This is a genomic window from Rickettsia australis str. Phillips (assembly GCF_000273745.1).
GTDB classification, from domain to species: domain Bacteria; phylum Pseudomonadota; class Alphaproteobacteria; order Rickettsiales; family Rickettsiaceae; genus Rickettsia; species Rickettsia australis.
In genome coordinates, this window is the sequence record NZ_AKVZ01000026.1 from 1 (window position 1) to 18,487 (window position 18,487).

Here is an 18,487-nt window from a genome sequence, read left to right on the forward strand (position 1 = left end):
CTATATTTTCAATTAAGCTAGCTTGCTCTGAGTTTTCAAAAGTAAGTAGTATATTATTTTTTTGTTCTAGTAATTCCGTTATTTCAGAAGCGGTAAAATATAAGCTAGTCGGTGAAAGAGTGGGATAGAAACTATTAAATTTAAGTTTATTTGTCTCTGATCTTGCGGAATAAAAATCATTATAACTATGTTCAAACTCTAAAATGGATTGTTTTGACAGATTATCGAATATGAAAATAGGATTGTTTAGGTAATCTACTAAACTAGAGCAAGAATCGTAAAATAACGGGAGTAATTGTTCATATCCTGCGAATTTTCTGCCAGATATTACCGCCTCATATAAAGGATTATCAGTATGATTAACTCCAAAATTTCGTAAGTAATTATTCTTAAAATTACCAATTGTTTCAGAATTTAAAACTATCTCATTTGCAGGACTAATAACGAGTTCCATACAAGATCTAGTTGAAATTTGCGTATCAATATCAAATTCTTTTATTGATTCAATATAATCCCAGCTAAAATTAATTCTATAAGCTTTAGGACCAGGCAATATTATATCAATGATTTCGCCTCTAACCGCAAATTCCCCAACATCGATGCTATTCGCATTTCTGGTAAAACTATTTTCTACTAGAAACATAGCAAGCTCATCCGTAGTAAATTTCATTTTAGGTGATAATTTCAAAAAATATTTAGACAAAAAATCTTTCGGCGGTAATTTGTTTAATAAGTTTGCTACATGAGTGATGAGTAATTTACCGTTATTATTATTTGTTGTTAGCTTGGTTAATGTTTCTGCACGTCTCGATAAGATATTTGTATTTGGTGACGTATGGTCGTAAGGGATAGTATCATAGCTTGGAAAGTAATAAATATTTTCATTAGAAGAAAAAAATAAAGCTTGCTTGTATAATTGCAATGCCTCCTCTTCATTACTCACACTCAAGATGAAATCTTGCTTAAGATTCTTAGTAAAATTATCAATTACAAAGAAAGATTTAGCAGCCGTCGGAAATTTTTGTTGTAACATTCTACAGGAGTTTATATTTTTGCTATTTTGCGTAATTTATCAATTATTTCAGCATCTAGATAAGAAGGAGCAGAAGATTTATTATTAATCCAATTATAAAGGTCATTATCGTTTTGATCAAGTATTAAAGTATAGCCTTCAAGTTTTTTTTCATCCATTAAGGATAGGTACTTTTCGGCAAAGCTACCGAGTATATAATCCATTTCTTTGCAACCGCGATTTTTACTACGGTAAAAAAGTTTCTTTTGTAAAGAGTTTTTATTTAATTTATTCATCTATAACATCTTGCAAAATTTTTTTATAATAATATTATTAAAGTTACTAAGGTTCTATGAACAAAATTTTAATTATTTATATTTTAAGGTATTTCTTAACGAAAATTAATAAGATTTTTACAGCAATAGCTGTTTCTATTTCAAAACAAATCCTATAATTTGCAGCAAAAAAGAACTAAAATAGATTATTTTAAATTTTGTTTATAGAGCTACCAAGATCATTTTAAAATGCTTTAATAATTAAACACTCTAATAAATCCATTTTACATGGGTAAAATTCTATTAACTTTTGTTATCAATAACAGCAAAAAAGCGTAAATATGTCGGTTCAAAATATCTGTTCTACAAAAGCTTATGATATACTAATTTCAAATGATAATGCTTGCCTTGTAGATGTTAGAACTAGAGAAGAGTGGCAACAAGTTGGGATACCTCATTTAGCTAATAAAAATAAGGTGATCTTTCTAAGCCTACAATTAAATAAAGATTTTGAAGATAATTTTTTATCTATTATTAACGATAAAATAGGTGCAGCAATATTTTTTCTGTGTCGTTCAGGATATAGGTCATTTATTGCGGCAAATTTTATAGCTAATATTGGTTATAAAAATTGTTATAATATTAGTGACGGCTTTGAAGGAAATAGTCAAGACAAAGGCTGGAAACAAAATAACTTACCGTGGCAGTTTTAAGTGAGTACTGATCAAATAATTTTAACGGATCAAGGTGATAATTATGTAAATGTCTGGAGTCACGTGGCTCAAGATCTTTACAATCATTACGGTGAAACTCTATATAATAGCTGGTTTAGTAAAGTCAATTTTATAGAGTCTTCATTAAATACCGTTATTCTTTGTGCTCCTACTAACTTTATTAGAGATTGGATAAAATCCAAGTACTCTATGGTCATATTGCAACTATTTCAACATTATAATAATACCATTAAGTCGATTGATATAATTACTAAAGAGCTACCTGGAACAACCCAAACAGTTATAGAATTACCTACTAAGACTTTTGCCGATATCGGCAGTAGTGAACTTAATTCAGAAAATATCTTTTCAACCCTTGACGTACGTTTTACTTTCGATAATTTTGTGGTTGGAGCCCCAAATGAGCTAGCTTATGCAGCAGCAAGAGCTGTTGCGGAATCATCAGGTGCAGTTTCTGAATCTAATCCGCTTTTTCTATATGGCGGGGTTGGACTCGGTAAGACGCATTTAATGCATGCAATCGGTTGGTACATCAAGCAGAATAACCCAAGCCGCAAAGTAATATACATGTCGGCAGAAAAATTTATGTATCAGTTTGTTAAAGCTCTGCGTAACAAAGAAGTAATCTTGTTTAAAGAGAAATTCCGCTCGGTTGACGTGTTGATGATTGATGATATTCAATTTATTTGTGGTAAAGATAGTACACAGGAAGAATTTTTCCACACTTTTAATACATTGATTGATAATAACCGTCAAATGGTTATTTCTTGTGATAGGTCGCCTTCAGATTTAGATAATATTGAAGATCGAATAAAATCTCGCCTTGGATGGGGCTTAGTTGCCGATGTTCATAGTACTACTTATGAACTGCGACTCGGTATTCTAGAATCTAAGATCGAGCAAATGAACGTTAAAATACCGAAAGACGTAATTGATTTTTTAGCATCTAAAATCGTTTCAAACGTTAGAGAACTTGAAGGAGCTTTAAATAAAGTGATAGCTCATTCTAATTTTACTTTAAAAGAGATTACGCTCGAAAATACACAAAATATTTTAAGAGATTTATTACGTTCTAATGAAAGAATAATTACCGTTGAAGATATTCAGAAAAAAGTAGCTAACCGTTATAATATTAAATTATCTGATATGTCTTCGTCACGGAGATTACGAGAAGTTGCAAGACCGCGTCAAATAGCTATGTATCTTAGTAAAGCATTAACGCCGAAAAGTCTTGCAGATATCGGTAAAAAATTCGGTAAAAAAGACCACACGACGGTTATGCATGCTATTAAGAAAGTAGAAGAATTACTGGAAAACGATATAGAATTACGCGAAGAGATTAATTTGCTGATGAAAATATTGCAGAACTGAATGTCATATCATGCCACCTCTGTCATCCTAGCTAACTTGATTGCAGGATCCAATTAAAAAATACTAAAATTATTAGTATTTTAAGGTATTCTGCTGGAGACCGTAGTCAAGCAACAGTATGACATTGATATATATATACCAAATGCCATCAAAAAATGATTTAGTAAAAGAAGTTTTTTCAAGATTATTCAGAAAGTACCAAATTAACAGAATTATAGATAATTATGGTTACGGTGAGGGGATGGCGTATTTTCTACCCGAAAATTTAAATAAATTAATTTATAAAGAGGAATTGCAAATTCACTATAACGACTACGATTATCAAATCCACGCTAATAAAAAATATAGATATATTGTTAAGAATAGTAATATTACAAAATATTTTACTGCTCCTGAAAATAGCTTATCTCATCGTTTAGATTTTATAGATAACTCAAGAGCTATAGGTAGCCATTTATGCGGCAGCGATGAATATAGTGCTACCTATATATTTTTAAATCCTGACTCATTTTACCTAAATTATAAAATCTTTGGACCTCAAAAAAACTATAATATTAATACTGTTTTTAATTGTGTATAGTATTAGTATGTTCTCCCCTTAGTTTAAAATATTCTTTCATATTATCGTCTATAGCAGTGGTTTCCACAGTTTGATTACTATAATCATCATTTGTACATATATATCTTTTCTTGTAGAAAAAGAAAGTTTTAATCTCTTTATTAGAAGAGGTAGGAGAAATAGTTTGATTAAATTTCAAGGTAATATCTTTTAATACTTCGTTATCTATAGATTTTGCTTCAGTAATATGTTCAGGAGCATCAATATCATACTATTCTTTATACTTTAGTACATAAAATTTGCAGAATTTTAGGTAATATTTTTTTGATTACTTTCTTGAGAGATGATTGTTTTTGAGCTAAAAACCCTTCAATATTTTTTAAGCTTTCAGTAAATTCCAAGTAGATTATCTCAATTAAATCCTTTAAATCTCTTGAAAAATCCTTTTTTTCAAGAGATTTAGTTTTTGTAAGCTTTAAATGACGTTCTCCTATATTGTGTACTTTAATTAAAGCAGTTAAATTTTGGTCTAATGAATTCAATAAATCCGTAGGACAATTTTATTGTGTAAGTTAAATTTTGTTAAGTTTATACAGATAAATTTATTGACAATGAGTAACTGTTGTTATATATTACCGCATAATATAAATCTTTACGGTATTGTTATGGCAGAAAAAATTGATAATACAAACACTAATAGAGTACTTGCACTTTCCGGCGGTGGAATTAAAGGTATATCTGAATTAATGGTACTTATAGAAATCGAAGAGAGAACAGGAAAATCTATTTCTGAACTGTTTTCTATTATTGCCGGTACTAGTGTCGGGGCTCTTATTGCTGCATTATTAACAATTCCGAAAGAACCAGGTTCAAACGAACCAAAATATAGTGCTAGAGAAGCCCTTGAGATATTTAAGTCAAGTGCAAATGATATATTTCCTAGTAATTTCCTAGGTTCGGTTAAGCAGTTGTTTACTCATAAATATAGTCAGAAGCCTTTAAAAGGATTATTAGAAAAATATTTAGGCGATAATAGAATGGATGATACTACTTCCCGCCTTGTTATTCCAGTAAATGATTTGACTACTAACGGTGGAAAATTGGAAATTTTTGACAGCTTTCACGGTTATAGCTCTCATGTTAGGGTAAGAGACGTATTACTTGCAACAACAGCTGCACCTACATATTTTAAACCTATTATGGATAAAGCGGCTGTGCAAGGATATAATTATGCTGCAGGTACTCCTTATGCATATGCAGATGGGGGACTCGATGCTAACAGACCAGCACACAAAGTTTTAACGTTGCTTAAAAAAGGTTATCTACATAAAGAGCAAAATCATATACGCGAAGAGAAAACCCTCACACGTGAAGAGCAAAAAGAGATATTAGACAATACTATGGTTTGTGCATTCAATTTCAGTAATGACATCAAACCTACGAGTTCCATACCTAAAACCTGCTTTGACGGGGTAATAGGTTGGCTTGTACAAGGAAAATTAATCAGCAGGCTTATGAATAATATGGAAAATTCTTCCACTATTGAGGTTCAAAATGATTTATCCGGAGAAGATGAATTTTTTGAAATAAGATTACCTATTACTCAAGAGACTGAAAGTTTAGATAATGTAAGTCCTAAAAATATCGCAAAATTAGAAAAAATAGGACGTAAATATGTAGCAGAGAATAGCAAACAAATACAAAGATTATGTGATACTTTAATGGATAATTTAAATAAAGAACAAGCAGCTAATCAATCTGTAGATTTAATAGATGAAGGTTTTGAAGAAGAAGAAGAGAATATAGCAAACGACACGAATGCAGTTAATACACCAATAGCTCAAGCTCTAGATTCTAAAGATATAAAAGACATAGAACCTGGAAAAGCAGAATTATTAGCAGGTATCAAGGAGTTTTTTAATCCATTTATCGAAAAAAATCCAGAAGCAAAACCAGATATAGAGAATTTTTTACACGAAATAAAAAATTGGACATTAGAAGAAATTGAAAATGGTATTGTTAGTTTTAAAGAAGCTAGCTTAAAATGCCACGCCAAGCAGAATAGCCTTTATGTATCTAGTAGCTGTAGTATGGAAGCCTTAAAGGAAGAGATAGACCTTGAAGGGATAGATGATGAGGTCTCAAACCATGAAATTTTAGCGTAATGATTTTTGGTATCTCTAACTTTCTTAATGTCATTCCCACGTAAGCAGGAATCCAGAGAATAACTTCAATATTAATATAGAGTTACATATTTGGTAAAATAAACCTAAAAAACAAGTTTTTTATAGTTTTTACTGGATTCCCCCGGGGGGGGCCTACACAGGAATGACATAAAACGAACCACACGGGCAACACGGGCCCACAGCTGCGCTCATAATAACTATTCCTATCTTTAATCAGGAACACCTGGCTTTTGCTTATATAAAATCCAAATACAGTAAAATGCAGCAGTAGAGCTAATACTTAAAACAAAGCATAATAAAGCAAAATTGCTTATCGTTTCGCTGTGTATTTTAGAAACCAAATAAGTTACGGCAGCAATAACTACGTAGTATATCGCACCAAATATAGATCCTGCCGTACCTGTTACTTTAGCATAATCCTCCAGTGCATAACGAAGCGTCATAGGGATAAGTAGATTATGACCAACCATGTGAATCATCATCGGTGCAAATACCATAGCGATTGCAAGACTATGACTTGCTGCAACAACTTCCAATATAAAAGCATTTACCGCAAATAATATACAGCCACATAGACTAAATATAAATCCTAAACCCATAACTTTTTTATCGTGTACATGGCGTTTTTTTATTAAATATCCTCCTAAAAACCCCCCAAAGATAGCGGCAAAAGATAACAAAAACGCTAATTTACCGTAAAAAGATGGCGAAACTTTCATTTTATCAATAAAAATAAAAGGAGCTTCTATGAAAAAACCATAATATATGCCGTTAAATGCACCGATGATAAAAGCATATAACCAAAGGATTTTATCTTTAATAATTACCTGTAAAACCTCAAAATATTTACTGCTTTGTGAAAAATCTATATACGAATTTGTTTCAGGTAAAACTTTATAATATAAAGCTAGTAATATAGTACCGGTAAGGCTAAAAAATACAAAAACATAATGCCAGCTTGAATATTCTATAATATAGCCACCTATAGATGAACCGAGAGAAGGGATAAATAACAGCCACGAAGATAAGCTAGCATAGACATATGATAACTCTGAGCCTTGATAGGAATCTCTAGCCATAGCCTGCCCAATAACAGAACCTACACTTACACCGAAAGCTTGTACAAAACGAGCTATCATCAGCATTTCTATATTAACTGCAAAAATGCTAATAATTGAAGATACAACATAAATAAAAAGCCCGAGTAAAGCTATAGGTCTTCTGCCGTAAATATCCGATAATCTGCCAAGCGTTAATATACCGAGAGCAAATCCTAAAAAATATAATGTAGAGGTAGTTTGAGTGATACCGCCGTCAATGCCGAAATATTTCGTTAAACTCGGTAATCCTGAAGTATAAATTGTTTCCGTAGTCGGTGATAAAATAAATAAGCATAGAAGCATCCATGCCGGGATTTTAGCGATTATTTTCATAAATGATTTTTTTATTTCGGTTCATCGAGTCTTATCGATTAATCCGCTCCAAACAAATTCGTTCCGTAATGTTTTTTAATTTTGCTACTCTCAATCAAATACAATAACTGCTCTTTATTAATTTTATAATTTTTATCATATCTTGCATCAACATATGCTTTTTTTAGTAATTCAAAACACTATTTTTGTTCGGGAGTTGCAATAGGAAACACTTGCAATAACTCACTATTATAATTTGCTGCTCTACTACCTAACTTTTTTATATCATGGAGTTTTGGTTTATAATGAGAAAAAACTAATAAAATGCTACTGTAAAAACTTTCAGTAGCTTGATGAAGATAAAAAGCACTTTTATTTAACTCGCCTCCTTTCAATGGATATTTGCAATCAATTAAAAATCCGCATCCGCTTCTAAACCATTCTGCATAATAATCTTTAGCAATTTCTTTTATCTCACTCCAAGGTAAATCTTTAGCTTCGCTTAAGGTAAATTCCTTACTATCGTATAAAAGTATGCCTTCTTTTTTCAGTGAAGAAATAATGCCCTATCTCTAACTGACTATTTACCTAGTCTATTGATTCAAGAATTATTTATATCTCTGAATAATATGGAATAATCTGCTTTCTTATTTTACTCCCGTCTTCTCTAATCTGTTATATATATTATCTTCTAACCTTAAAGTAGCATGTCCTTTATATTTACCTTTCTTCAGAATTATCAAGATATCAGTATCGCTATGGTAACCGTTAGGTAAATCACGGACCCAATCGCCTCTTGCAAAAGAGCCATACAGAATAATCATGGCGATTTTATCCTGTACAATATCTAGAATCTGCTGCACTATAAAATTAAGCCTAGCTTAGATTTTTAGGGAGCGACCGGGTAAAATTGTTTTTATAATATTACTTTTTATTTCTAGGTCATTTAAATCTTCTTTATGTCATTCCCGCGTCGTGGATACTGAAGGTCGTCATTGCGAGAAGTGAAGCGACGCGGCAATGCCTACGCGGGAATGATATTGCAACACTGTTCTGTAGCCCACAATAAGACCTAATACTTTAAGTATTTAAACGTTAAATCTAAAATGTACTATATCCCCATCCTGCACTTTATATTCTTTACCCTCTAAACGCATTTTACCTACTTCCTTGGCTTTGGCTTCACTACCAAGGTTTATATAATCTTCATAGCCGATAACTTCTGCTCTAATAAAGCCTTTTTCAAAATCAGTATGAATAATACCGGCAGCAGCCGGTGCAAGCGTGCCGTCTTTAAAAGTCCAACTATGAGCTTCTTTAGGACCTATAGTAAAAAAGCTTTTAAGGTTTAAAAGAGTATACCCTTCTTTAATTACTTTACTAAGCCCTGTTTCATTTAAGCCTATAAATTTTAAAAACTCTTCTTTTTCTTCCATGCTTTCAAGTAAAGCAATCTCAGCTTCTATTTTTGAAGAAATTACGACACTTCTAGCATTTTCTTTCTTTGCTCTTGCCGCTACTAATTTTGTAAATTCATTACCTATAACTGCATCTTTTTCAAGTACGTTACATATATATAAAACAGGCTTAGAAGTAATTAACTGCAATTGTTTTAAATTATCAGCTCCTAAAGCTTCATTTAGCACTCTTGCAGGTTTACCGTTAGCTAGCACTTTATAAACCTCTTTTAACAGTTCTATTTGCTCTGCCATTGTTTTATCACCTGACTTTAAGCGTTTTTCACTTGTTGCTAAACGCTTTTCGACCGATTCTATATCAGCAAGTATTAACTCTGTTTCAATAACCTCAAGGTCATGAATTGGGTCGACTTTGTTATATACGTGTGTTATATCCTCATCTTCAAAGCAACGCAGTACGTGCAGTATTGCATAGACTTCCCTGATATGAGATAAAAACTTATTACCTAGCCCCTCCCCTTTGCTTGCTCCTTTAACAAGTCCTGCAATATCGACAAACTCAATATAAGACGGAATAATTTTTTCGCTTCCTGCTAATCTTGCGAGTCGTTGTAAACGCTCATCAGGCACTAAAACTTTGCTGCTATTAGGCTCAATAGTACAAAACGGATAATTAGCGGCATCCGCAGCCTGACTTGCCGTTAAGGCATTAAATAACGTCGACTTACCAACATTCGGCAACCCAATAATTCCTAGTTTTAGTATCATAAATCTTTCCGTAAATAATAATTATAGAATCTTTTGCGTAACCGTATCTTGTAAATTCTAGCTTATATCCTAATTTTTTGTAAAAAGGTTTAGACTGAAAATCCGTAGTCGCTAAAGCAATAAAATTATAGCAACGCTCACGTACTAATTCTTCAGATTTTTCCATTCATATGCTTCCATACTTTTTGTTTCTATGATTTGCATCTACAAACAGTGAAGTAATATACCAACTACCCCAAAGGCTTATTTCTTGCATACCGGTAATAAAATTTTTATCTTGATCTAAGCAAGAGAAAGAAAAAGATCTCAAATCTCCTGTTAAACCTTTCTTTTCTCTTGCATCTTTGATTAAAAACATCCCAAATTATAGCTGAATAGGCTTTATCCATTTCTTCAGCATAAACAATTTCAAAATCTTGGGGCATCAGTTTTTCTTTTAATTAAAATTTTGTTGCATTGATCAGTTTTTTTGTCATTGCTAGGGGGCATTGTTGCGTGGATACCACCCCGTCGTTGCGAGGAGCGAAGCGACGTGGCAATCTCGTCAAATATCCTGAGATTGCCGCGTCGAGACTTCACATCTCCTCGCAATGACGATTTTTATACTATCTTATTCTTAAATTCTTCTAACTTATTCTCTAATATTAAATCAAAATTATTAACTATTCTATCTATAGCTTGCATTGCTGTTTCATACTCGAATTTCAAGAAATGATTAAGTACGTAATCTGCTACATCCTGATTATTTTGTGGTCTACCTACCCCAACCCTAATGCGATTATAATTATTGCCTATCACACCGTCAATTGATTTTAAACCGTTATGCCCGCCGTTACCGCCACCGGTTTTAAATTTTATTCTACCTGTTTCTAAATCAATATCATCATGAATAACAAAGATTTTTGCGTGGTGGATATTATAATATGTTTTCACTGATATCACTGACTTACCGGACAAGTTCATATAGGTAGTGGGCTTTATAAAAATTATCTTTTGTCCATCACTAATAGCTTCAGCAATCTCGCAATTGAATTTTTTCTTTGTACTAAATGATGAATTATATTTGTTTGCTATTTTCTCTATAGCAATAAAGCCGATATTATGCCTCGTATATTGATACTCTTTTCCTGGATTACCAAGACCAATAACAAGAATCATAATAATTTACCTAATAAATAGTAATGGACAATTTTTGAAGAAATATTAATTCGGAAGAAGTATATGAATATTCAGAATGTCATTCTCGTTTCTAACGGCATTGCGCGTGGATTGAAAAACATACTCGATGTCATTCCTGGCCTATGCGGGAATGACATAAAACGAGTCAATCAACAACACCTACGAATCATCGCAATGACGATTTAAGTATCTAAGCAAGTCCTTATCGTGAAAATTATCTTACTTCCCTGCTTCAGGGGCTTGTTGTTCACCTTCAACTTCAGTTTTTGCTCCTCTACGCCCTATTATAGTTGCAAGGACAAATTCTTTTTTTGTAACAAAACTACATCCTTTCGGTAATTCTATTTTTGACGATTTTAGCGAAGTAGCAATAGGCATATTAGTAACATCTATAGTTACGTTCCTTGGGATATTATTAACATCACATAATAAAGTAACTCTTCTTTTTACTATATTAAAGTACCCACCTCTTTTAACGCCTAAAGCTCTTTCTTTCCCTTCATATACTACAGGCACTTCCATTTTTTGGGTTTTTGCTTCTAAAAAGACAAAATCAACATGGCGTACTATATCCGTAACTGGATGTAACTCTACGGCTTTTGGTAATACCTTATATTGCTTCTTATCGATCGTTACATTAATTAACTGAGAGATAAAAGCCGGCTTTCTATAATATTTAGTTATTTCTTTTTCTTTCAAAGAAATACTAACAGGTGTTTTACCCGCGCCGTAAATAATAGCCGGAACACGCCCTTCTCTTCTTAATGCTCTTGCTGCTCCCGTACCGAATTCCGTGCGAGGTTTCGCTTCAAGTTCTAATATTTTACTCATTATTTCAACACTTTAAACTTAAAAAAAGATTATAATAGCTTCAATTAATATAAAATTCAAGTATTTTGTAAAAGACTCATAAGGCATTGCTTAGAAATAGGTTGATAATTTAAAAGTTTACGTCATTGCTAGGAAATGACGTAAACTTTTAAAATTATCAACCTATTTCTAAGCAATGCCACCAATAACACTTTACTCAATTCCTAAAATTTTATGAGTCTGCAGCGATAACCTAGCACCACTTTCTAGTGCTAATTTGACTACTAACTCATTATTTTCGTCATTAAGTCTTTGGTTGTTTTGATCCATAGGTTGAATAAAAACCGGTATATTATAAGAGGTTTGCCCTACTTCCGGTATGAAATTATATTCTAAAATATTTTTAGCAACGATGAATTTCAGCGCACTAATTTGAGACAATAAATCCTCTCTTATTTTACTATAACCGGTTTTACCGGCTTTCGGCGAACAAATTATATACACTTCATTTGGCAAAGAGCGATATAACGTACCGTTAGTCTCTATTTGGACTTTAAAATCTTGGTCTAATAACTTCTGACATAATAATTCTATAGGTTGACGCATCGGCTCGCCACCGGTTATTACTACCAAATTAATCGATCTTTCATTTGTAGAATTTAATGCCAAGCTTTCTACTTTATTTAAAATCTCAACTATATCTACTAGCTTAAAATCCTCAAACTCCGTATCACAAAAATTACAAGCAAGATTACACCCTCCAAGCCTAATAAAGATTGCAGGGCAACCTACAAAAATGCCCTCCCCTTGTATAGTCTTAAAAATGGACTGTACCTCTAACTTAGTACCGTCACCGTTTAATATGCTTCTTTTAGGATTTTGTCCGAACATTTTCAGTATTAATATGTATTCAGAGCCCCTATTGTAGCAAATAGTTTAAAAAAATCATAGAGTTTAATAGAGGTGTTTACTCAATAAAAATTTAATCAAGTGCTGCAATAGATAGATTGCCTAAAAAGTCATCTCTAGTATAATAAAAGGCTTATAACTCTTTCCTGATTCTAATATTACTGATCCTAGATTTTTATCACATGTAAATCTAATATAAGGGCTATCCTCAAGCAAACTAAGCATTTCAGCATTTACTGTAACGGTGCTATTTTTAGGGATATGCAATTTAATCGGTTTCCACTTTCTACACAAGACTTAAAGTTAGTATCAGTAGGAGCTTCAAAAGAATTAGTATTTTTCATAGTACTTTAATTTTTAGATTGAATTTATAGTATATAGGGTATGCATTTTTTCTTAAAAAATCAATAATTAATTTGGCTTTAATTTTATTCAACCTAAATAAGGCAAGTTTATAAAATTTAAAAAAATCTTGCAATAACTAATAAAAAAAACTATTATCTATTTTTCTATACTGTTACGTGGCTTTGGTATGCCTAATTACAGTGAAATCTTAGTAAATACCAATTTATAAGGAATAATCATGCCTAAATTAAAAACAAAATCTGCTGTAAAAAAGCGTTTTAAACTTACTGCTACCGGCAAGGTTATCGCATCGCAAGCAGGTAAAAAACATTTTATGCGTCATCGCACTAAAGCTCAAATCCGTAACCTTAGAGGCACTACAATACTTTGTCCTCAAGACGGATATAACATTAAAAAATATTTTTTACCGTACGGCATAAATTAATTTAATTCGGAGCTAAAGCAATGACACGTGCAAAATCAGGAACAATTTCCAAAAATCGACATAAAAAAATCCTCAAATTAGCCAAAGGTTATAGAGGTAGAGCTAATAGCTGCTTTAGAGTAGCTATTGAAAAGGTAGAAAAAGCTCTCCAATATGCTTATAGAGATCGTAGAAATCGCAAGCGTGATTTTAGAGGCTTATGGATTCAAAGAATAAATGCAGCAGTAAGAGAACATGGGCTTGTTTACTCTCAGTTTATGGGAGCTCTTAAAAAAGCAGAAATCGATATAGATCGTAAAGTACTGGCAAAACTTGCCGTCAATAACAGTGACGGATTCGCAAGTATCGTAGAAAAAGCAAAAGCACATATTTAACAATGTCATTCCGTGGCTTGACCACGGGATCTCAAGATACAGACTGGAATACAAGCTTCCGTGGTCAAGCCACGGAATGACATAATTTATAACAATTAATTTTTATTTTCGTTCGGTATAAATATTATGAAACGTACATTTCAACCTAGCAATTTAGTTAGAAAAAGAAGGCATGGATTTAGAGCTAGAATGGCTACCCCAACCGGAAGAGCAATCTTAAGAAAACGTCGTGCTAAAGGTAGACATAAATTATCTGCTTAAAATAAGCTGACTTATCAAAGTGTCTATTACCTCTTTAAAAAATCAAAAAGAATTTGAGCTTATAAATAAGCTTGGAAAGAAGTTTCATGAGAGATATTTTATTTTAGTAATAGCTACAAAACTTCCAAAAATCTTCCTTGAATCAAAATATAACACCTTTTTAGGAATCAAAGTAAGCAGAAAGCTAAATAAAAAAGCCGTGGTTCGCAATAAAATTAAAAGGCGTATACGACATCTAGTTAGAATTATTGTTAGTGATTCTAAGCTTAATGCTATAAAATTCGCAATGATTATTATTCCAAGAAAAGGATTTGAAGAGATAAACTTCTCACACTTGAATTATGAATTAAGTAAAATAGTTCTAAGAAATATTTAGATTTTATTGAATGGCTTAACGTTGTCCGTCATTGCGAGCAGTCGTAGTACTTGCGTGGCAATCCAAAAAAATAATAAAAAAGTTCTGTAAATCAGAATTTTTTACTAGATTGCTTCGTCAATTACTCTGTCATTTCCTTGCAATGATGTTAAAACCGGTCCACGCAACAATAACTTCGCAGTAATGACGACTTGGATATTCATGCAACAATGTCGAGTTTGTAGAGCTTTGTGATATTGTGTATTAAATCTCTGGGTCAGTATTTCCTAATATTGTTATATCTGAATTACTATCCGTATTTTCTTACGTAAAATTTAAATTGAGTGCAATAAAGAATTGCAGGAGTTATTCCTTTATAATTTATATTTTCTATTATATTTTTTGACACAATATTTGATCCTAGAATTAGTGTACCCTCACCTGATATATTTAAAGTACTTCCTAACCTTATAGTTAGTAGACCAGCGATATTCAAAGATTTTCCTGTTTCTATAATTACGGTAGTATCAGAATTGAATGAGATATTAGTAAGAGTCGTATTTGATTCTAGAACAAGTCTAAGAGTATTTATCATAGAATCTAAATGAATATCTAAACAATCTTCAATTTTTATTTCTTTTAAATAATTTTCTTGTGCCTCTTTTGACATTTCAAGTAACTCATTGTTAGAAATAGTCATTTTTTCTGCTAGTTTATATAGATTTTTATCTTTTAAGAGATCTAATAAAAAATCTCTACTAGGTAACAACTGCAATAGTTCCTTATAAGTTATAGAATTAAAAAACCATTTTATTAACTTCCAATTTTCAAAAAAGAATTTTTTATCATTTTCCTCTGTTAGTGTTCTATAGAATTTTATTCGCTCATCATTTACCATGAAATCATCGGATAATTTTTTGAGAGTTTCTTCTAACCTAGCTAATATTGCTAAATCAAAAAAATCATTACCTTTATGGACCTGATCATTATTAAGAGTAAGAATCCTACTATTTCCTGCTATTAACTCACATAATTTATCTAACTCATTACCAACTACGTAATCAATATCTTTAAAACTAAGTTGCTTTTGTATAGTTTATTGCTCCAAGTTCATTTATGCCTTTTTGCTTATCATCTTCATAATAATTATGAGCAATTTCAAATAATTTTGTTACTGCATTTGCATTAGCCATATCATTATAACTAGCTAATGTATTTAATAATTCATGATTTGAAATAATAGTTTTCATTTCTTCTGGACTTAATATTTTCTCTTTAACTAAAAAATAATCTTCCATCTTTTCTATTAATGATTTAGCTCTTAACGCTTGTACCTTTGCATCTAATTGTTTAAAACTGTCTATACTTTCCGTATCTTGTTTTTTCTTATAAGCATTTTCTATTTCTTTTTGCCTTAATTCATTACTCTTACAGTTATAAGCCTCTTTTTCTTCTTCATTTTCAGGTTGACTTTAATACGCTCTATTTTGTTCTCTATTTCTACAATTTTTTCTTTTATTCTTTAATATATTTTCTAAATTCTGATTTTAATCTGAAAAACTCTTTCATAACCTCAACATTCTCAATAGGCATTGATTGGTTATAGTCAAATAAAAATTCTGCTTTTATATACTCTTCAATAGCATCAATAACACTTACTATAAAACTTGTCTTTTCTACTTTAAAACCTAATTCGCTCATATTCAAATCCTAATTAGTATTAAATTGAAATTTAAGAAATTTTAACTTTTGGTAATGTAATAATTAATTAAGATAGTGTCAATGTCATATAGTCTTCAATTGGATTTTCATATAACGAGCGAAGCCTATAACTAATAGGAAAGTGACGAGTAATGATGGAGGTGAGTCCAAATCAATTGACTATAAAATACGGTAATTGATTTTTATGTAAGATTCTCTCAAACTATTATCAATAAAAACTTACAACCACTGCCGTTTCTTAAAATATTTATAGGTAATAATTGTAGATAATAGCATTAAGAATAAGGCTATAGGATAACCATACGGTAATTTAAGCTCAGGCATTACAGTAAAATTCATGCCGTAAATACTGGCTATTAAAGTGGGTGGGAGAAAAAATATAGTAACCAACGAGAAAATTTTAATAATATTATTTTGTTCAATAGCGATCATACCTAGTGCTGCATCTAGAGTTCTTGCAATCTCACTAGATATAAATTGTGAAAAATTAATTATTGAGTCTACGTCTCGAAGCAATGTATCTAATAGATCCTTAGATGCTTTATTTTGAGTTATTTGTGGAGATTTTAAAATATATTGAATAGCCATAGTTAAAGAAAATAAACACTCACGACTTTTAGAAAGTAAATCACCTTTTCGACCTATTTTCTTTAATACATTAGTATGATCTATACGCAAATCATTAATGTTATTATCAAGTATTAAACGTCCATAAGCATCAATATCCATACTAATCGACTGTACAATATTCGATAATCTTGTGACCATATTACGAAGTAACATAAATAAAATATTTGCTGCATTATGTTTGTTATTAAGCTGCTTAGCAAATTTATTTATACAGTCATTAAAGGGTATTAATTCTACGTAACGAACTGTTATAAGACAACCTTTATACAAAATAAATACTATAGAATGTGTTTCAGGAAATTCTTGCTCTTTATTCACGAGCTCCGTAATAGTTAGATATAACGCCTCATTTTCAACATATAACCTCTCGGAAATCTCAATTTGCGATATGTCCTTTAAAGTCGGTATTTCTATATTTAATGTATTTTTTACTATTACTTTTTCTTTATCTGTTATATTGAATAAATCAATCCATAATGTGGATTCATTAATAATATATTCTTCATTTTTTACTATAGAATTATTTTCCTTTAAATATGTAGTTATCATATAATCTCAAATATGTTTTTGTAGAGATTAACAAACTTTACTCTTTAAAGCAACTTAAAGCTTTTATTCTCGTAGATGATTCCTATTATTATTATTAGACTTCTTACATAACATATATTAGAAAGAGCGATTTGAAAAAAACACGAAAGCACTTGCCACCGAGCGTATATAAATATGTGAGGATGCACGGAGGTATTGTTGCATAGACCGGTAAAACTCACTGTGTTACCTAGTTCACTTGCTAACTAGGTCTATAAAAACAATAAAAAATACTAATAATTTTAGTATTTTTAACTGGATCCCGTGGTCAAGCCACGGGGATGACAGAGATGAAATTGATCCACGCAGGCAATGCCTTGTGAGTACTGGATTAACGTACAAATCACCTTTAGAAAGAGATCATGCAAGAAGTCTATTTTCTAAATAACAAATAATATACAATATAAAACCATCCAAAAAATCCATGAATGATAGCTCATAATATTGATTTATTCACATTAAATGATATTGCTATTGCAAGTATTGTTCCAAGAGAAATACCACCATATCCTAAATAATTCATATATTTTATCCTTAATATTTTTTAATACCATTGTAGGACATTTATTATATTTTATTAAGATATTTTATGAATTAAAAATAATTAATTTATATATTATTGCTTAAAAAGTACTTTCTTATAATTTGCAGCTAAAGAAAGCAAAGAGTCCACAAGACGAAGAATGACAAAAGTTATTAAATGTTCGGCATCCAAGAGCTGACAAAGATATTGCTGCTAGTTTTTTTTAAGTTCTATCTGAATATATACGTTCCTTATAAAAGCAGAACTTGATATATTAATTATTTTTTGCAGTAAGATTCCAAATTTTCTCTGCTTTGCTTCCAAGTCACCAAAAGCTTATTCCTAGAATTGTAAAAAATACTGATTTATGAGTTGTATTCCAAAAATATTCAAAAAATCTTGTATATAAATTAATAAATAAAAAAGTAACTCCAAATCCTTTAGTGCTCGAATTATCTTGTTTTAAACCGTGATACTGCTCCGGACATTAAGGCAAATAATAAAGACCAATGAAATAATTCTATCGGCTTTATCGACTTTAAGTAATAATCTTCAGGGTCATAATTTCCAAATATTGATAATAACCACATTGCAATAAATGAATATAATAA

At 31.2% G+C, this 18,487-nt stretch carries 24 protein-coding genes and 2 pseudogenes; 8 read left to right on the forward strand and 18 right to left on the reverse strand.

All coding sequences use genetic code 11. From position 1 onward, the window contains the following. A pseudogene (locus A452_RS08375) lies at window positions 1-1,033 on the reverse strand (transcription-repair coupling factor); the annotation flags it as partial. Between the two features lie 11 nt (window positions 1,034-1,044). Further along, a complete protein-coding gene (locus A452_RS0104375; protein ID WP_014412533.1) occupies window positions 1,045-1,308 on the reverse strand; it encodes an FAD assembly factor SdhE in 264 nt (87 codons plus the stop codon). Window positions 1,309-1,628: 320 nt separating this feature from the next. Between A452_RS0104375 and A452_RS0104380 the strand changes: the two genes are divergently transcribed. From A452_RS0104380 to A452_RS0104390, 3 genes are all read left to right on the forward strand, one after another. Beyond that, window positions 1,629-2,000 carry a rhodanese-like domain-containing protein gene (locus A452_RS0104380; RefSeq protein WP_014412532.1) on the forward strand — a complete coding sequence of 124 codons (372 nt, stop codon included), beginning with the start codon at window positions 1,629-1,631 and terminating at the stop codon, window positions 1,998-2,000. After that, window positions 2,001-3,392, forward strand: coding sequence for a chromosomal replication initiator protein DnaA (gene dnaA / locus A452_RS0104385; protein ID WP_014412531.1), 1,392 nt, complete (start codon window positions 2,001-2,003; stop codon window positions 3,390-3,392). Window positions 3,393-3,534: 142 nt separating this feature from the next. Beyond that, window positions 3,535-3,972, forward strand: coding sequence for a DUF6314 family protein (locus A452_RS0104390; protein WP_017208595.1), 438 nt, complete (start codon window positions 3,535-3,537; stop codon window positions 3,970-3,972). On the opposite strand, the gene A452_RS08380 is transcribed toward A452_RS0104390, so the two are convergent. Together A452_RS08380 and A452_RS0104400 are read right to left on the reverse strand one after the other, a co-directional pair. Beyond that, window positions 3,959-4,150: a hypothetical protein gene (locus tag A452_RS08380; RefSeq protein WP_014412529.1), complete on the reverse strand. Its 192-nt coding sequence runs from the start codon at window positions 4,148-4,150 to the stop codon at window positions 3,959-3,961. The genes A452_RS0104390 and A452_RS08380 overlap by 14 nt on opposite strands. A 79-nt stretch (window positions 4,151-4,229) precedes the next feature. After that, window positions 4,230-4,493 carry a hypothetical protein gene (locus A452_RS0104400; RefSeq protein WP_014412528.1) on the reverse strand — a complete coding sequence of 88 codons (264 nt, stop codon included), beginning with the start codon at window positions 4,491-4,493 and terminating at the stop codon, window positions 4,230-4,232. Between the two features lie 123 nt (window positions 4,494-4,616). On the opposite strand from A452_RS0104400, the gene A452_RS0104405 reads away from it, so the two are divergent. Beyond that, window positions 4,617-6,116: a patatin-like phospholipase family protein gene (locus A452_RS0104405; protein WP_025999577.1), complete on the forward strand. Its 1,500-nt coding sequence runs from the start codon at window positions 4,617-4,619 to the stop codon at window positions 6,114-6,116. A gap of 230 nt (window positions 6,117-6,346) precedes the next feature. Here A452_RS0104405 and A452_RS0104410 read toward each other — a convergent pair whose 3' ends face one another. The 9 genes from A452_RS0104410 to A452_RS0104450 form a co-directional block, all read right to left on the reverse strand. Next, entirely contained in the window at window positions 6,347-7,570 is a 1,224-nt protein-coding gene (locus A452_RS0104410; protein ID WP_014412526.1) for a Bcr/CflA family efflux MFS transporter, read from the reverse strand. 179 nt (window positions 7,571-7,749) lie between these two features. Beyond that, the gene (locus A452_RS12065; RefSeq protein WP_231290004.1) at window positions 7,750-7,944 is read right to left on the reverse strand and encodes a HEPN domain-containing protein; all 195 of its coding nucleotides are present in this window, start codon (window positions 7,942-7,944) and stop codon (window positions 7,750-7,752) included. A gap of 252 nt (window positions 7,945-8,196) precedes the next feature. Next, complete coding sequence (locus A452_RS09815) at window positions 8,197-8,412, reverse strand: nucleotidyltransferase domain-containing protein (protein ID WP_231290002.1); 216 nt, start codon at window positions 8,410-8,412, stop codon at window positions 8,197-8,199. 225 nt (window positions 8,413-8,637) lie between these two features. Then, the gene (ychF, locus tag A452_RS0104425) at window positions 8,638-9,735 is read right to left on the reverse strand and encodes a redox-regulated ATPase YchF (RefSeq protein WP_014412525.1); all 1,098 of its coding nucleotides are present in this window, start codon (window positions 9,733-9,735) and stop codon (window positions 8,638-8,640) included. After that, window positions 9,692-9,901, reverse strand: coding sequence for a GNAT family N-acetyltransferase (locus tag A452_RS08390; RefSeq protein ID WP_231290000.1), 210 nt, complete (start codon window positions 9,899-9,901; stop codon window positions 9,692-9,694). The genes ychF and A452_RS08390 overlap by 44 nt, the downstream gene beginning before the upstream one ends. Then, window positions 9,902-10,093 (reverse strand): GNAT family N-acetyltransferase, encoded by a 192-nt coding sequence (locus tag A452_RS08395; RefSeq protein WP_017208596.1) that lies wholly within the window; start codon window positions 10,091-10,093, stop codon window positions 9,902-9,904. Window positions 10,094-10,335: 242 nt separating this feature from the next. Beyond that, complete coding sequence (gene pth / locus A452_RS0104440) at window positions 10,336-10,893, reverse strand: aminoacyl-tRNA hydrolase (protein WP_014412524.1); 558 nt, start codon at window positions 10,891-10,893, stop codon at window positions 10,336-10,338. Window positions 10,894-11,133: 240 nt separating this feature from the next. After that, complete coding sequence (locus A452_RS0104445) at window positions 11,134-11,745, reverse strand: 50S ribosomal protein L25/general stress protein Ctc (RefSeq protein WP_014412523.1); 612 nt, start codon at window positions 11,743-11,745, stop codon at window positions 11,134-11,136. Between the two features lie 192 nt (window positions 11,746-11,937). Beyond that, the gene (locus tag A452_RS0104450) at window positions 11,938-12,615 is read right to left on the reverse strand and encodes a 7-carboxy-7-deazaguanine synthase QueE (protein WP_014412522.1); all 678 of its coding nucleotides are present in this window, start codon (window positions 12,613-12,615) and stop codon (window positions 11,938-11,940) included. Between the two features lie 601 nt (window positions 12,616-13,216). On the opposite strand from A452_RS0104450, the gene rpmI reads away from it, so the two are divergent. The 4 genes from rpmI to rnpA all read left to right on the forward strand — a co-directional run bounded on the left by rpmI (window position 13,217) and on the right by rnpA (window position 14,434). Next, complete coding sequence (gene rpmI / locus A452_RS0104460) at window positions 13,217-13,423, forward strand: 50S ribosomal protein L35 (protein ID WP_014412520.1); 207 nt, start codon at window positions 13,217-13,219, stop codon at window positions 13,421-13,423. Between the two features lie 20 nt (window positions 13,424-13,443). Beyond that, window positions 13,444-13,797: a 50S ribosomal protein L20 gene (gene rplT / locus A452_RS0104465; protein WP_014412519.1), complete on the forward strand. Its 354-nt coding sequence runs from the start codon at window positions 13,444-13,446 to the stop codon at window positions 13,795-13,797. A gap of 126 nt (window positions 13,798-13,923) precedes the next feature. Further along, a complete protein-coding gene (gene rpmH / locus A452_RS0104470) occupies window positions 13,924-14,058 on the forward strand; it encodes a 50S ribosomal protein L34 (protein WP_014412518.1) in 135 nt (44 codons plus the stop codon). A 19-nt stretch (window positions 14,059-14,077) separates the two neighbouring features. Further along, window positions 14,078-14,434, forward strand: a complete 357-nt coding sequence (rnpA, locus tag A452_RS0104475; RefSeq protein ID WP_014412517.1) for a ribonuclease P protein component — start codon at window positions 14,078-14,080, stop codon at window positions 14,432-14,434. A gap of 289 nt (window positions 14,435-14,723) precedes the next feature. On the opposite strand, the gene A452_RS12070 is transcribed toward rnpA, so the two are convergent. The 5 genes and pseudogenes from A452_RS12070 to A452_RS12075 form a co-directional block, all read right to left on the reverse strand. Continuing rightward, window positions 14,724-15,311: a hypothetical protein gene (locus A452_RS12070; protein ID WP_014412516.1), complete on the reverse strand. Its 588-nt coding sequence runs from the start codon at window positions 15,309-15,311 to the stop codon at window positions 14,724-14,726. 178 nt (window positions 15,312-15,489) lie between these two features. Continuing rightward, on the reverse strand, window positions 15,490-15,711 hold the full coding sequence (locus A452_RS0104485) for a hypothetical protein (protein ID WP_014412515.1): 222 nt from the start codon (window positions 15,709-15,711) through the stop codon (window positions 15,490-15,492). A gap of 116 nt (window positions 15,712-15,827) precedes the next feature. Next, a pseudogene (locus A452_RS13000) lies at window positions 15,828-16,114 on the reverse strand (hypothetical protein). A 240-nt stretch (window positions 16,115-16,354) separates the two neighbouring features. Next, complete coding sequence (locus A452_RS0104495) at window positions 16,355-17,314, reverse strand: magnesium transporter CorA family protein (RefSeq protein ID WP_014412513.1); 960 nt, start codon at window positions 17,312-17,314, stop codon at window positions 16,355-16,357. Window positions 17,315-18,328: 1,014 nt separating this feature from the next. Beyond that, window positions 18,329-18,466, reverse strand: coding sequence for a hypothetical protein (locus tag A452_RS12075; protein ID WP_014412512.1), 138 nt, complete (start codon window positions 18,464-18,466; stop codon window positions 18,329-18,331). Window positions 18,467-18,487: the final 21 nt, after the last annotated feature.